Source organism: Campylobacter concisus, from assembly GCF_002913045.1.
Lineage (GTDB): Bacteria > Campylobacterota > Campylobacteria > Campylobacterales > Campylobacteraceae > Campylobacter_A > Campylobacter_A concisus_AP.
This window is the reverse complement of record NZ_PPAF01000004.1, coordinates 221,011-235,464: the sequence shown is the minus strand read 5'-3', so window position 1 is coordinate 235,464 and position 14,454 is coordinate 221,011. Positions and strand designations below refer to the sequence as shown.

The 14,454-nt window shown below is 35.0% G+C and carries 16 protein-coding genes and 5 tRNA genes; 11 read left to right on the top strand and 10 right to left on the bottom strand.

Going from position 1 to position 14,454, the window contains the following annotated elements; translation table 11 throughout:
- Window positions 1-260 precede the first annotated feature (260 nt).
- The 3 genes from CYP43_RS01190 to CYP43_RS01180 are packed head-to-tail and all read left to right on the top strand — an operon-like array spanning window position 261 to window position 3,090.
- Window positions 261-1,253: a DctP family TRAP transporter solute-binding subunit gene (locus tag CYP43_RS01190; protein WP_103559406.1), complete on the top strand. Its 993-nt coding sequence runs from the start codon at window positions 261-263 to the stop codon at window positions 1,251-1,253.
- Complete coding sequence (locus CYP43_RS01185; RefSeq protein ID WP_103582194.1) at window positions 1,253-1,795, top strand: TRAP transporter small permease; 543 nt, start codon at window positions 1,253-1,255, stop codon at window positions 1,793-1,795. Before CYP43_RS01190 ends, CYP43_RS01185 begins: the two co-directional genes overlap by 1 nt.
- Before the next feature lie 11 nt (window positions 1,796-1,806).
- The gene (locus CYP43_RS01180) at window positions 1,807-3,090 is read left to right on the top strand and encodes a TRAP transporter large permease (RefSeq protein ID WP_021091123.1); all 1,284 of its coding nucleotides are present in this window, start codon (window positions 1,807-1,809) and stop codon (window positions 3,088-3,090) included.
- Window positions 3,091-3,115: 25 nt separating this feature from the next.
- Here the strand turns inward: CYP43_RS01180 and CYP43_RS01175 are convergent, their stop codons facing one another.
- From CYP43_RS01175 to CYP43_RS01160, 5 genes are all read right to left on the bottom strand, one after another.
- On the bottom strand, window positions 3,116-4,078 hold the full coding sequence (locus CYP43_RS01175; protein WP_345917492.1) for a GGDEF domain-containing protein: 963 nt from the start codon (window positions 4,076-4,078) through the stop codon (window positions 3,116-3,118).
- An 82-nt stretch (window positions 4,079-4,160) separates the two neighbouring features.
- Complete coding sequence (locus CYP43_RS01170; protein WP_258032117.1) at window positions 4,161-5,240, bottom strand: GGDEF domain-containing protein; 1,080 nt, start codon at window positions 5,238-5,240, stop codon at window positions 4,161-4,163.
- A 46-nt stretch (window positions 5,241-5,286) separates the two neighbouring features.
- Window positions 5,287-5,445 carry a hypothetical protein gene (locus CYP43_RS09430; protein WP_180998621.1) on the bottom strand — a complete coding sequence of 53 codons (159 nt, stop codon included), beginning with the start codon at window positions 5,443-5,445 and terminating at the stop codon, window positions 5,287-5,289.
- Window positions 5,446-5,455: 10 nt separating this feature from the next.
- Window positions 5,456-7,300 carry a mechanosensitive ion channel domain-containing protein gene (locus CYP43_RS01165; protein WP_103582192.1) on the bottom strand — a complete coding sequence of 615 codons (1,845 nt, stop codon included), beginning with the start codon at window positions 7,298-7,300 and terminating at the stop codon, window positions 5,456-5,458.
- Complete coding sequence (locus CYP43_RS01160; protein ID WP_103582191.1) at window positions 7,293-7,937, bottom strand: carbonic anhydrase; 645 nt, start codon at window positions 7,935-7,937, stop codon at window positions 7,293-7,295. The genes CYP43_RS01165 and CYP43_RS01160 overlap by 8 nt, the downstream gene beginning before the upstream one ends.
- A 170-nt stretch (window positions 7,938-8,107) precedes the next feature.
- On the opposite strand from CYP43_RS01160, the gene CYP43_RS01155 reads away from it, so the two are divergent.
- The 5 genes from CYP43_RS01155 to frr all read left to right on the top strand — a co-directional run bounded on the left by CYP43_RS01155 (window position 8,108) and on the right by frr (window position 11,087).
- Window positions 8,108-8,806 (top strand): Bax inhibitor-1/YccA family protein, encoded by a 699-nt coding sequence (locus CYP43_RS01155; RefSeq protein ID WP_084109905.1) that lies wholly within the window; start codon window positions 8,108-8,110, stop codon window positions 8,804-8,806.
- Window positions 8,799-9,182: a thiamine-phosphate pyrophosphorylase gene (locus CYP43_RS01150; RefSeq protein WP_103582190.1), complete on the top strand. Its 384-nt coding sequence runs from the start codon at window positions 8,799-8,801 to the stop codon at window positions 9,180-9,182. The genes CYP43_RS01155 and CYP43_RS01150 overlap by 8 nt, the downstream gene beginning before the upstream one ends.
- A gap of 66 nt (window positions 9,183-9,248) precedes the next feature.
- Window positions 9,249-9,578: a preprotein translocase subunit SecG gene (gene secG, locus CYP43_RS01145; protein WP_021091090.1), complete on the top strand. Its 330-nt coding sequence runs from the start codon at window positions 9,249-9,251 to the stop codon at window positions 9,576-9,578.
- Between the two features lie 2 nt (window positions 9,579-9,580).
- A complete protein-coding gene (locus CYP43_RS01140) occupies window positions 9,581-10,540 on the top strand; it encodes a polysaccharide deacetylase family protein (protein WP_103582189.1) in 960 nt (319 codons plus the stop codon).
- The gene (frr, locus tag CYP43_RS01135; protein ID WP_072595202.1) at window positions 10,530-11,087 is read left to right on the top strand and encodes a ribosome recycling factor; all 558 of its coding nucleotides are present in this window, start codon (window positions 10,530-10,532) and stop codon (window positions 11,085-11,087) included. The genes CYP43_RS01140 and frr overlap by 11 nt, the downstream gene beginning before the upstream one ends.
- 524 nt (window positions 11,088-11,611) lie before the next feature.
- Here frr and CYP43_RS01130 read toward each other — a convergent pair.
- The 5 genes from CYP43_RS01130 to CYP43_RS01115 all read right to left on the bottom strand — a co-directional run bounded on the left by CYP43_RS01130 (window position 11,612) and on the right by CYP43_RS01115 (window position 12,197).
- Window positions 11,612-11,701: transfer RNA gene (locus CYP43_RS01130), tRNA-Ser, on the bottom strand.
- Window positions 11,702-11,759: 58 nt separating this feature from the next.
- Window positions 11,760-11,915 carry a hypothetical protein gene (locus CYP43_RS09425; RefSeq protein WP_167496266.1) on the bottom strand — a complete coding sequence of 52 codons (156 nt, stop codon included), beginning with the start codon at window positions 11,913-11,915 and terminating at the stop codon, window positions 11,760-11,762.
- A 32-nt stretch (window positions 11,916-11,947) separates the two neighbouring features.
- Window positions 11,948-12,021 (bottom strand) — tRNA-Cys (locus tag CYP43_RS01125).
- A 6-nt stretch (window positions 12,022-12,027) separates the two neighbouring features.
- A tRNA-Leu gene (locus CYP43_RS01120) sits at window positions 12,028-12,114 on the bottom strand.
- 8 nt (window positions 12,115-12,122) lie between these two features.
- Window positions 12,123-12,197: transfer RNA gene (locus tag CYP43_RS01115), tRNA-Gly, on the bottom strand.
- Window positions 12,198-12,302: 105 nt separating this feature from the next.
- On the opposite strand from CYP43_RS01115, the gene CYP43_RS01110 reads away from it, so the two are divergent.
- From CYP43_RS01110 to CYP43_RS01100, 3 genes are all read left to right on the top strand, one after another.
- Window positions 12,303-12,378: transfer RNA gene (locus tag CYP43_RS01110), tRNA-Ala, on the top strand.
- 102 nt (window positions 12,379-12,480) lie between these two features.
- Window positions 12,481-13,215 (top strand): spore coat protein, encoded by a 735-nt coding sequence (locus CYP43_RS01105; RefSeq protein ID WP_103582188.1) that lies wholly within the window; start codon window positions 12,481-12,483, stop codon window positions 13,213-13,215.
- Between the two features lie 75 nt (window positions 13,216-13,290).
- A complete protein-coding gene (locus CYP43_RS01100; protein WP_103582187.1) occupies window positions 13,291-14,415 on the top strand; it encodes a PepSY-associated TM helix domain-containing protein in 1,125 nt (374 codons plus the stop codon).
- Window positions 14,416-14,454 lie beyond the last annotated feature (39 nt).

Here is a 14,454-nt window from a genome sequence, read left to right as displayed (position 1 = left end):
TCCACTTTTTAAGATACTTTGTAAGGGCCAAATCATCAAAATATACTTTTTTAGTTAAAATCAGTAAACTGATGATAACAAAAATTAAAAAGTGTATGATTTGTTAAGCTTTAAATTAAAATATATAGATTATAATCATGGTAACAAAATCGTATAAGGAAAAAAAATGAAACTAACTGCAATTAGTTTAGCCTCTTTGGTTGCGTTAGATGCAAGTTCAAGTGAAGCAAGTGTTACCCCACCATTACAAAGGATAAAAGATGAAATTCTTACAAGCTTTACTTTTTACTTGTGCCATCAGTGGCTTAGCATTTGGTGCAGACAAGGTCTATACGATCAAATTTGCTCACGTTGTTGCAGCTTCTACACCAAAAGGCAAGGCAGCTGACTTTTTTGCTAAACGTGCTGAGGAGCTAAGCGGCGGTAAATTAAAAGTTCAAGTTTTTCCATCAGCTCAGCTACTTGACGACGATAGAGTTTTTGGCGCGTTAAAGCTTGGCAATGTTCAAATGGCAGCTCCAAGTTTTTCAAAATTTACGCCTATCGTGCCGCAGTTTCAGCTATTTGACCTACCTTTCATCTTTAAAGATGCAGAGCACCTTCATAAGGTCCAAGATGGCGAGGTCGGCGAGGAGCTAAAAGCCCTTGTTACAAAAAAAGGCTTTGTGGCGCTTGATTATTGGGATGCTGGATTTAAGCATTTTAGCTCAAGCAAAAAGCCAGTTCTTGTGCCAGAAGATGCAAAAGGACAAAAATTTAGAATCCAAAGCTCAAAGGTACTTGAAGAACAAATTAAAGTAGTTGGTGGCAACCCACAAGTTTTACCATTTTCAGAGGTTTACTCTGCACTTCAACAAGGCGTAGTTGATGCGACAGAAAACCCACTTTCAAATTTCTATAACTCAAAATTTCACGAAGTTCAAAGCTCGCTTACACTTTCAAGCCACGGATATTTGGGCTATTTAGTCGTTATGAGCGATAAATTTTGGAGCAAGCTACCAGATGATCTAAAAGCAAATGTAAAACAAGCCCTAAGCGAAGCAACAGCTTTTGAGAGAGAAGAGACAGCAAAAGAGGACGCTCACGTCATAGCTGAGCTTGAAAAATACATCGCTGCTAGTAAAAAACTAGAAATTTATAAGATCGATGATACACAAAAGGCTGAGTGGCAGAAGGTTATGCAATCAATCTATCCTAAATTTTACGATGTTATCGGTAAAGACCTTATAGAAAAGACTCTTGGGACAAAATAATGAAGAGCTTTTTTAATGTCCTTGATATAGCGATAGCCTCACTAAATAAAACTATCGCAGTAGTTGGGCTCGCAAGTGGAACATTGCTAGCCTTTGCAAATGTTATGGCTAGATATTTTTTCGATAAAAGCTGGTCTTGGGCGAGCGAGCTATCAAACTATCTTTTTATCTGGTCGGCGTTTTTTGCCGCGGCATATGGCTTTAATAAGGGCATTCACGTCAGTGTAACTATTTTGGTGGAAAAATTTCCACCAGCCCTTGCAAAAGCATGTTTAATCTTCTCTCATGTACTAACTACTGTGTTTTTGTTATTTATCGCTGTTTATTCGATTGATTATCTACAAATTCTTCACGAGATCGAGCAGATGATAATAGATCTTGGCATACCACAATGGGTACCTATGGTAGTACTTCCAATAGCCTTCGTTACAGCTAGCTACCGCTCGACTGAAAAAGCCATAAAAGTAGCTCTAACGCCTGCTGAAAAAGTTGTGAGTAACGAAGCACATGAGCTAGCTCATGGTAGCGTAGTCAAAGACTAAGGAGAAAAAAGATGACAATAGCATTTTTATTTATCCTACTTTTTGCACTGATGCTAATAGGCGTGCCAGTGGCTGTTTCACTGGGAACTAGCACTGTTTTAACGATGATATTTTTTACAGACATAGACATCGCTACGATCCCACAGCTTATATTTGATGGTATCAATAAATTTTCGCTAATGGCGATACCGATGTTTATCTTGGCTGGAAATTTACTAAGTAAAGGCGGCTCAGCAAGGCGTATTATCGACTTTGCAAAGTCTATGGTCGGACACTTGCCAGGTGGTTTGCCTATGAGTGCGATATTTGCCTGCATCATCTTTGCAGCGGTCTCTGGAAGCTCGCCTGCGACGGTTGTAGCTATTGGCTCAATTATGTTTGCAGCGATAAAAGAGGCTGGCTATCCAAAAGAGTACGCAGTGGGCGGCATAACAACGGCTGGCTCGCTTGGAATTTTGATCCCACCTTCAGTTGTTATGATAGTTTATGGCGTAACTGCTGAGGTAAGTATTGGTAAGCTCTTTATGGCGGGTGTTGTGCCAGGTCTTATGCTTGGAGCTTTTATGCTCGTTCAAACCTATGTTGGCGCAAAAAAGCTTGGCTTTAAAGCTACTAAGGCTGAGCCATTTAAAGTAAGAGTGCAAAAATTTGCAAAAGCATTTTGGGCTTTACTAATCGTCGTCGTAGTCATTGGCGGAATTTATGGAGGCATATTCACTCCTACTGAAGCTGCTGCGGCAAGTGCGGTCTATGCGCTATTTATCTCACTTTTTATCTATAGAGATATAAAGATAAAAGATCTTTGGGACATCTGCCTAGACTCGGCTCTTACAACAGCTATGATATTTTTCATTATCGCAAACGCCGTTGTTTTTGCATATTTGCTAACTAGCGAGCAGATCCCTCAAGCGATCGCTTCGATGATACTTGACGCAAATATTGGTATGATAGGATTTTTGATATTTGTAAATATCCTGCTCTTTATCATGGGTCAATTTATGGAGCCTTCAAGCGTTATCATGATCATGGTGCCACTATTGCTTCCGATTTCAACGCAACTTGGCATAGATCCGATACATTTTGGCATTATCTTAGTTGTAAATATGGAGATAGGTATGGTGACTCCGCCTGTTGGACTAAATTTATTTGTCGCAAGCGGTCTTACAAATATGAACTTAAAAGAGGTCATCATGGCATGCTTGCCTTGGACACTTACTTTGTTCTTTGGCCTTATCTTGGTTACTTATATACCACAAATTTCTCTTTGGTTGCCAAACATAATGTATGGACATTAAAATTTAGAGGCTCTTGCCTCTAAATTTATACTTTTGGGTCGTAATCTGCACTCATAACAATATTTTTACCACTTCGCTTACCAACATAAAGTAGATTATCAGCTTGTTTTATCATCTTTTCTAAGTTAAATTCTCCCGTACCATCATGAGCAACTACTCCAAAAGTCATAGTTGCGTTGATCTTTATGTTTTCAAACTCAACTATATTTTTACTCAAAGTCTCTCTAACACGTTCTACGATACTTACAGCTGCGTCTTTTTTTACGCCCAAGACGACTGCTAAAAATTCTTCTCCGCCAAATCTAGCTACTCTATCTTTATCTCTAAATGTGTTTTTAAATATGCCTGATAAGCTTTTTAAAACAGCATCTCCTGCGCCGTGTCCATAAGTGTCATTTATTTTTTTAAAGTTATCAATATCGCACATAACGATAGCAAAGTCCCTATTTTTATATAGATCGTTTTGGCTTAAAATTTTCTGCATCGAAGTACGATTTAAAAGCCCTGTTAATGGATCGTGATTTAAGATATTTTCAGCCATCTCTTTTTCCTCTAAGATACTTAAAAATATAAATAAATTTGAGCTTTCCAAAAGGTACGAAACAACAACCGAAAATATACAAACCATACTTAAGTTAAAAACAAAAAGTAGATCTCTAAAGCCGTCAAAATTTTTTACAGGCTGTCCATCTAAATATACATAGCAGGCTATGGATAAAATTATTTGCACTGCAACTATTATGTAGTTAAAAAATTTATAGGTAAATGAAGTAAAAAATAGTATTAGCGACGACGCTAAAAACAATAACCCAAATCCATATCCCCATCCAAGTGTCAGCATACAAACTAATGCATGAAATAAAATTTCAAGCTGGACTATTACCATTGTTATCTTGTTATTTTCAGGGCTATCGTAAATAAGCCTTAAAAGAAAAAGATAGGTTGCTACTGAAAATACATTCATAACTGCTAGAATTTCTTCTTTCATAAATAAAAAAATAAAAAAATAACAGACGTGAGTTAATAATATTGAAAATATGATAATTTTTTGAGCCGTATAGAGTGAAATTCTACGCATCCAAGCCCTTTTTTAAAATTTCTAATTCGATACGGTCTTTGCCATTTAGCTTGCCTTCATAAAGCAGCTTGTCTACTAAAGTTATGGCTTGCTCAAAATCCACCTCAACACCATTTGCACATATTAGCATGCCAAAGGTCATAGTAACTGGAGTTTTATCTGGAAGCTTTGCGTTGTTTATCTGTTTTTTAAGTCTTTTACTCACTTCGTGGATAAATTCTATCTTTGTATCGGGCAAGATTATCAAAAATTCTTCTCCACCCCAGCGGCAAACATAGTCTTTACCTCTAAATGATTTCTTTAAAGCACTGGCTACATCTTTTAAGACCTCATCACCGCAGTCATGCCCGTATGTATCGTTTATTTTTTTAAAATTATCAATATCGCCTAGCATTATGACTAAATTTGTATTACCACTTCTTTCCTTATTAGCAACTAGTTCAAATCTTAAAGTTTTTTCTATTGTTCTTCTATTTAAAAGCTGCGTTAAAAAATCATGCTTTGAGTCTTTTTCAAGCTCTTCCGTCTCTTTTCTTATTTGCTGATATCCACTAGAAGTGATGATATCTGCAAACATTGAAAGTCTTAAAACAATAAAAAAAGCAAAAACAATACTGCATATAACTATCGACCCTCGTATAGCCGATGGGATCAGTGGTGCCTCATCTTTGTGAATAAAATAAAGAAGTATAAGCAAGATTAATTCTAAAAATGCCATTATATAAGTAAGACTCTTTGAATCAAACGCTAGGAAGTAGTTTATAAAAATTACACCAACAAGTATTATCCAAATTCCAGTATTCCAACCCATAGTAGTAACAATAATAGTAACAAGCAATATGATATTTAGGTGAAATGCAAGGGATATTAATACTCTATATTTTATGTCAAATTTTATTCTAAGCAATATTCCAGCTGCTATAAAAAATAAGCACATAAAAAGTAGTGGTGTAGCTATGATCATAAAAAGCAATAAAGATAGTGCATTTGCAACAATCATAACATCTAATATCGTTTTATAGATATCATCGATCGCTTTATAACTACTTTGATCTACAAAATCGTGTGTCAAACAAAACTCCCTGTAAATTTATTCCATTAAATTTCATTAAGTATTTCTAATAAGAGTCGTAACTATCTTCGTCCTCATCACTATCTTCGTAGTTGTAGTCATTTTCATCGTAATTATAGTCATAACTACCGGTACTATCGTCCTCATCGTCATTAAATTCAGAGTAGTCTTCTTCTACTTCTTCATAGTCAAAATCATCACTCATTGTTTTCTCCTTAAATTTTATCTTTGACACTTTCAATATACAAGCTTTGGCTTGGGAATGCGAAATTTAGACCATTTTGCTTTAAAATATCCATAATCTTTAGCATTACATCTTGCTTGACATCTAAAAATTCTCCCCAAACGATAGTCTTTGCAAAACAATAAACTAAGATATTTATCGAGCTATCTGCAAAATCATCAACTACGACAAATAAATTTGATTTATATCCAGCATAATCATCAACTGAAACTATACTTTGTCTATATTTTAGCCCTTTTTTCTTTGCTGTTATATCCTCACTTTTAGCAATATCTGGATGATTTATCAACATAGTTTTTATATCATCTACACATTTTTTAATCTCATCAGTTGTCGCTCCATACTCAATGCCTATTAGCATTCTGATACGTCTACCAACTTTTCTTCTACTCCAGTTTCTAACAGGATCACTTGCTAGCTTTGAGTTTGGCACAAAGATTAAAGCATTATCAAAACTTCTGATAGTCGTCTTTCTAAAGCCAACCTCAACAACAGTACCCTCTATATCACCACAAACTATCCAGTCACCTTGCGAAAATGAATTATCAAAAAGCATCATAACAGAAGCAAAGAAGTTTGCGATGATGTCTTTTGCCGCAAATGCAACAGCAAGACCGCCGATACCAAGTGAAGCTATGAGTGCTGATATATCAAAGCCAAGCTTTTGAAGAATTAGTAAAAGTGCGATTATTAATACAATTACATAGACTACTTTTAAAACTAAATTTACGACCTCTTTTCGTCTACTCTTTTGTGCGATTTTATCGATTATTACTATGCCATAGCCATTTAGGATAGTTAAAACAAGCCATGAAAATGCGACTATATAGACGATCGAAAAAATATTTGCTAGAGTTAGTGGCACTGGCACTGGATAAAAGCCAACACCGATACAAATATTTAGTGCATAAATGATAAGAAGTGCAGAGATAGGCTTTTTAACGATATCTACTATCTGATCCTTTGCCTCCTTTACACCTTCGCCCGATGCAATGAGTGACATAAGCCAGTATGTAAGCTTGGCGAGAATTCTTGTAAGTGAGACAAAAAATAAAAATACTACGATTATAACTACGATCTTGCCAACGTTAAATTTTGCCGAATTTATAGAAGTTAGCTTATTTATATATTCGACCGTATCGACTAAATTTAGCTCTGATAAGATCATGCTTGAGCTTAGAAGATCGGCATTGTTTTTAAGATAGATTAAGATTTCCTCATCAGTTTCTTTTTTTAGATCAAGCTCGGCAAATGCGTTATCGTAAGAGCTTGAAGTCTCATTTAGCGAATCTTTTAGCTCTTTTATGCTGACGTAAGAATTTGTTTGTAAATTTAAAAGTCCGTTATCTATAACCTCTTTTATAGAGTTTGCTTTAGCACCTTTTTTAAATATCTCTTCAAGATTAATTAAAGCCGATAAATAAGCATAATCTATCTTCATTTTCTCAAGCTCAATAGCACTTTGAACGTAAGCATCTTTGTTTGATTGCTTCTCTAATCTAGCTACTTTTTTTTCTAAATTATTTTTTTGCAAAATAAATTTATCAATATCGTTTTGAGTTACTTCAATCTGCATAACATATAGTGGAATTTTTTCCAAAAGGTCATTTTTTTTCTTTTGAAGTCCAGCTAAATTTGAATTATCAGCTTTCGTTGAGTTTGTATCTTTTTGCTGTGCTTTTATGATTTGGATTTGATTATTTAAAGTTAAAATTTGATTTGTTAGGCTTAGTATATTTTCTTCTTGAGTTTTATTATTTTCAGCACCAAAAAGCATTATAAATGAGAGCAAGACGATGGTTAAAATTTTACGCATTTTCATCCCTTTTATCTGCTAAAAGTTTGAATGTGCCCTCTTTTAAATCGTAGCTGAAAATTTCACCGGTTTCTATAATGTAGTGCCAGCCATAAATTTGAAGATTTCCTCTTTCATACTCCTCTTTTACATTTGGATAAGTCATTATATTTTCGATCGAATTTATCACATTTAATCTCTCAGTTAGCCACGCCATCTTTGCTGGATCGTCGCTTGTAAATTTAAGCACTTCTCTCTTAATTGGTTCTATTAGCTTTATCCAATTTCTAACATTTGGTGTAGTTTTGAGCTTTTTTTCATCCATATAAAGCGCTGCACATCCACCACAGTCAGAGTGCCCGCAAATAATAATATTTTTGATATTTAAAAGCTCTAATGCATATTCGATAGCAGAAGTCGTTGCCAAAAATTCCTCGCTCACTCTATAAGGTGGCACGATGTTTGCGATATTTCGCACCATAAAAAGCTCGCCTGGGAGGCAGTTTGTTATCAAATTCGGTACTACTCTTGAATCAACACAGGATATAAAAAGGGTATGTGGGTCTTGTCTATTTTGTAGACTTTTAAAGAGCTCTTCATGCTCTAAAAAGCCATCTTCCATAAATTTTACCGCACCTTCAAGTAGCGAGTCATCCATAGAAATTTATCTCCATTTTTTATATTTTTACGCGATTATAGCAACTTTTATTTAATCTAAAAAATACTTTAATATATAAATTTTTAACTAATATAATTTATTAAAATTCTTTTTATTCATTGTTTAATTATTTTAGGCTAAACTCATTCAAAAATTCATAAGGAGATAAAATGAGTCTATATGATAGGAACTACGCAAAACAAAATCAAGAAGAACTTGCGTACTCTCAAAGCTCGCTAAGCACTTTTATAAAACAAACTTATCAACTTTTTGCAGCATCACTACTTTCAGCTACAGCTGGTGCCTATGTAGGCATTAGCATTGCTGGTGTTTTTGCGGCAAATAGATTTTTGTTTTGGGGACTTGTTATAGTCGAGTTTGCACTACTTTTTGGCTTAATGGCAGCTAAACGCAAAGAGGGATTAAATTTAATACTTCTATTTGCATTTACTTTTATAAGTGGCCTTACGCTAACTCCGCTACTTTCAGCGATCCTTGCTATGCCAAGTGGTGCTGGTATCGTGGCTCAAGCATTTGGACTAACAACAGTTGCTTTTGGTGCGTTAAGTGTCTTTGCAATGAATACAAAGCGCGACTTTACAACAATGGGTAAAATGTTGTTCATAACCTTAATTGTTATTGTTGCAGCAGCTATTATCAATATTTTCGTTAAAAGTACAATGTTTCAACTTGTAATCGCAAGTATCTCATCGATCTTGTTTAGTGCATATATACTTTTTGATACGCAAAATATTATCCGTGGAAACTATGAAACACCAGTTGAAGGTGCAGTTGCTTTGTATCTTGATTTTGTAAATCTATTTACATCATTGCTACAAATTTTAGGAATTTTTAATAGAAATGACTAAAGATGAGCGCATCTACCGAGTGATAGATGCGAATCTAAATAGGCTAAAAGAAGGGCTTCGCGTTGTTGAAGATATAAAAAGATATGTCTTTGATGACGCTAAGCTCGCCTACAAAATAAAATCCCTCCGCCATAAAGCAAAGATCCCACAAAAAGAATTTTTAAAATTTAGAAATTCACAAGAAGATGTCTTAAAAACTAGCACAAAAAGCGAGCAAGCTAGAGAAAATTTAGACGAGATAATCACTGCAAATTTCAAGCGTGCCCAGGAGAGCGCCCGCGTGCTTGAAGAGTGCTTTAAGCTTATAAATTTAGAGCGAGCCGAGCTTTTTAAAAGCATAAGATACGAGCTTTATGAGCTTGAAAAAGAACTTTAACTAAAAATTTAAATCTTTTCTTGTATAATCGCAACCAATTATTTTTAAAAATTTAAAGGAAATTTCGTGAGTTTAATATTTTTGATCTTACAGTTTGCTCTAGCTGTCATCATAACTATCGCTGTTTTACTTCAAAAAAGCTCATCTATCGGACTTGGGGCATATAGCGGAAGTAACGAGAGTCTTTTTGGAGCAAAAGGACCAGCTGGATTTTTAGCTAAATTTACTTTTATCGTAGGTATTTTATTTATCTTAAATACACTTGCACTTGGATACTTCTACAATAAAGATCTAAAACGCTCTATCGTTGATAGCGTCGATAGTAAATCTCTAGTCATACCAAAGTCAAACGACGTACCATCAGCTCCTAGTGCACCACAAACTCCAGCAAAATAACAATGATAAAAACACTTTTAGCGTCATTCTTGACGCTAACATTTGCTTTAGCAGACGCTCATATTTTAGTCTATCATCGCTTTGATGATCCAAGACATACAAGCACTGATATTTCTATTAAAAATTTAAGAGAGCAGTTTGAATATTTCAAAAATAATGGCTATGAAGTCGTTAAACTCTCAAAGCTAGTCGATGCTGTAAATGCTGGCGAAAAAATACCTGATAACTGGATCGTCATCACTGTAGATGATGGTTATAAAAGTTTCTATGACAAGGCCCTTAGTGTATTTAAAGAGTATAACTATCCATTTGCACTAATGCTTTATGTGGAAGCCAGTGCAAATAAATATGGCGATTATTTGGATTTTGATCAGATTAAAGAACTTGAGGCTTATGGCGAGATTGGGTACCACTCGTACGCTCATCCAAGGATGACGAAGCTTAGCGATGAGGCATTAAGAGAGGATTTTCAAAAGGGCGTTGAAACCTTTGAAAAACACATGGGCTATAAGCCAAAATACTTCGCAGTACCTTACGGCGAGATCGATAGTAGAGTGGTTGCTCTTGCAAAGGAATTTGGCTTTTTAGCACTTTTAAATCAAAACTCAGGCGCAGTTTCAGATAAAAGCGATGTTTTTGATCTTTACAGAACGCCCGTAATGAACGGTACCAAAATAGCACTAACGTTTAATAGCAAATTTTTAAATGCCCAGTGGATATTTCCAGATAGCTATCCACAAAATAATGCAATAGACAAACTTATTATAAAAACTGATACAAATGCTAGCGAAGGTAGTTTTTTTATGACTGGCTTTAATGGCTTTAAAAAGGTACCTATGACAAATGGTGTTTTTGAGTGTAAATTTAACCCACCGCTCGATAAACGCAAAGTTTTAATATCACTAAAAGTAGATCATCAACGAAGTACAAAACTTCTAATAAAGGACATCAATGCTAAATAAAATTTACGAAACACAAAAAGAAGGCTGCGAAAAAGCAATAGCTTCATTAAAACGTGACTTTACAACGCTTAGAACGGGTAAGGTAAACATTAATATTGTAGATCATGTAATGGTTGATTATTATGGTTCGCCAACTCCACTTAACCAAGTAGCCACTGTGCTTACAAGCGACGCTTCAACTATCGCTATCACGCCTTGGGAAAAAAGTATGATAAAAGCCATATCATCGGCTATCCAAGCAGCAAATATCGGTGTCAATCCAAATAGTGATGGTGAGAGTGTTAAGCTATTTTTCCCACCTATGACCGTCGAGCAACGCCAAGAAAATGCAAAACATGCAAAATCAATGGGGGAAAAAGCCAAAGTTAGTATAAGAAACGTAAGAAAAGATGCAAATGATGAAGTCAAAAAGCTTGAAAAAGACAAAGCTATAACTGAGGACGAGAGCAAAAAGGGACAAGATGAGGTTCAAAAGATAACTGACACCTACACTGCAAAAATCGATACTCTTGTAAAAGAAAAAGAAGCCGAGCTTTTAAAAATCTAAAATTTTTAGAAATTTTTCCTTATCTAGCTACTTTTATGTGGCTAGATATTCTCTCAAAATAATATTTCAAAAAAATATTTATTAGCAAGTAGTTTATTTTTTGTCTGTTGTACTTTTATCTATTAAATATAAATAGAACCTAGACTACATAAAACATAGCCGCCACTTTAACTTTAAACTATTTTCATGGATTGCTTTAGTTTAAATTCTTATTTTGAATTCGTCTTAAATTCTTTATTCAATATTATTAATTTTACATATATTTATACACAGGATTACTACCTATTATGTATTTTGGATGTGCTACTACAAATATTATTTTGAGAATTTAAGATAGTCAAAAATAAAATATAAAAACTCTTAAACTTTTCCTTATCTTACAATATCTTACTTTGAATAAGAAATTTACTACTATTTTTAGTTTTAGTAAATTTTGGACTGAATATTTATAGAAATTTTTTTATAGCCATTATGAACGATAAATCTAGGTAATGCTTTATAAAATAAACAAGGAATTAGATAGGTGGCCGGGAGATAGGGATTCGAACCCCAGGAGGCTTTCACACCTCAACGGTTTTCAAGACCGCCGCTTTCGACCGCTCAGCCATCTCCCGAATTAAAGATTTGTGATTATAACCAACTTTGCTTAAAATTTACTATAATCTCTAAAATTTACTCTGTTTTTTCTTTAATATATGTAGCTCCATCATTTATCTTTTCTTTAGTCCATTCTTTGGCATTATGAGTATCTTCTTTTACGCCATGCCAAGTATTTGAACAACCAGCTACAAAAAATGCTATACAAGCTGCTAAAAATAAATTTCTCACTATTATTCCTTTGAGTAGTTATTTTTGAAGTTTGGAGGCGACACCCGGATTCGAACCGGGGATCAAAGCTTTGCAGGCTCATGCCTTACCACTTGGCCATGTCGCCATATCGTGGTGCCCGAGACCGGACTTGAACCGGTACGGTAAAAACTACCGAGGGATTTTAAGTCCCTTGCGTCTACCATTCCGCCACTCGGGCTAAGTTAATGGAGCGGGAAACGAGATTCGAACTCGCGACCCCAACCTTGGCAAGGTTGTGCTCTACCCCTGAGCTATTCCCGCGTTAAAGTTTGCAATATTATCCAAAAATTGCTTAAAATTTTATTTTGCTAAAACAAATTTCAAAATATTGTAAGCCATAAAAAGATAAAATGCCAAAATCTATTTGGGGTTATAGCTCAGCTGGGAGAGCGCTTGAATGGCATTCAAGAGGTCGGCGGTTCGATCCCGCTTAACTCCACCAGTGCTTTACTATCTCTTTTGCTTAATATATTTTCACTACTTTTTACTAAAATTTACGCCACATATATGTAAAAATTCAGATTTCTTTCGCTAAATTACAAATATGCAAAATTTAAAACAATATGTCAATGAAATTTTAAAAAGTCATAGTGACGGCAATGATCGTATCTTTAGCTTTGAATTTGATGGACAAAAATTTTGGTTAAAACGTATTGAAAAAAACATTGAAGGTGGCTTTTTAACTAAAATTTTCAAGCCAAATCCTTATAAATCATTTGCCAACGAAATAAAGAAACTTGAAATTTTAAACGAAGCCAAAGCTCCTGCCCCAAAACTCATTCTAAAAAGCGATGAGTTTTTCGTGATAGAAGATGTCGGTGAACCGATTTCTCAGCTTTTTAAGTATAGCAACAATGAAAGATTTAAACATGAAATTCTACTAAAAGCAGCCCGCGCACTAGCTGGGCTTCATGCACTAAATTTTGCACACGGACGCCCAGCCCTTAGGGATATCGCCATAAAAAATGACGAGATAAAATTTTTAGACTTTGAGTCAAAATTTTTTAGCCATGACCTAGAGCTTCAAAAGTGTCGCGATCTGCTTGTTTTTATAGATGAGTTATTTCGTTTTAAAATTTCAGACGAGTTTGCAAGCGAAGTCATTAGCGAATATTTGGCAACCGGAGGGAGTGAAATTTACGCGCGCTCACTACAGCTAATTATAAAATTTAAACCACTTTATCACTTACTAAAACCATTTAAATCTCTAAATAAAAAGGATCTAAACGCAGTCATCAGAACCTTTGAGTATCTCTTACCGATCGCTCAAAATAAATAGCAAATTTCTTACCAAATTTATCTCCTCTTAACAAAAAATAAAATAATATTCGCTATTAAAATTTAAAGGAAAAAAATGTTTTTAAAACGAGGAAAAATCATCTTCAACATCCACCTAATAATTGGACTAATTGCGGCTATTCCGCTAATATTCATGACTCTTTCAGCACCATTTGCGTCTTATAGAGAAGAGATCAAAAGTGCGATAAATAAAAATTTTATAAACCTAGTTCCTAGCGAAAAAACAAATTTAAGTTTAAATGAACTCCTAGCTAAAGCAAAAAGTGAGATTCAATTTGATACGCTTGAAAGCTTACAAATAGGTGGAGAAAATGAAGCTTATCGTATAAGCATTACAAAGGATAAAAAGCAATTAAATTTCTTCATAGATCCAAGAAGTGGCGAAGTTATTAGCGAGGATTGGGGTGAGAAATTTCGTATCATTATCTTAAGTCTTCATAGAAATTTAGGTCTTGCCTTGCTTGATAGCAAAATACCAGCCAATATTGGCAAACAAATAGTTGCCATTAGCTCTATCATCATGGCTCTGCTTGCTATCAGTGGCCTCATCCTCTACGCACCAGCGATCAAGCGAAATTTCTTAAATTCACTAAAAATTAAACCAAAAGCAAAGGGCTACGCCTGCTTCTACAACCTTCACACCAGCCTTGGCACCTACGTGGCGATCTTACTTGTGGTGATGTCACTAACTGGACTTTACTGGTCTTATGGATGGGTCAGAAGCGGTGTAAATAGTATATTTTTTGACCTAAAAACAGCTCCAATGAAAAAAAGTCTACCACAATCAAATTTACTCTCAATAAGCGACGAGAAATTTAAAGAGATCGAGACTGCGAAGCAAATTTTTAAAGAAAATGTCACACTAGATCTAAAATCACTCACGATAAACATTCCTGAAAATAACCAAAGCACCTACACTATAAACTATGAAACTAGCGAGAGCCAAGTGGGCAAACTAAAGCTTGACACTAGCGCTGGCAAGATAAAAGAAAATAAGCTTGTTAGCAAGAGTGATAGTATCCCAGAGGCCAAAAAGGCTGGGCGAAAGGTGCTTAGCTTGCACACTGGAGAGATGTTTGGCGAGGTCGGTCAGGTCGTATTTGCAGTATCATGCGTTATCGCAGTTTTGCTGATCATAACTGGCTTTTTAATGACCATAAAAAGGACTAAGGCGCTCTAAATAAAAGTAAATTTTTACCTTGCTTTGGGTAATATTTTA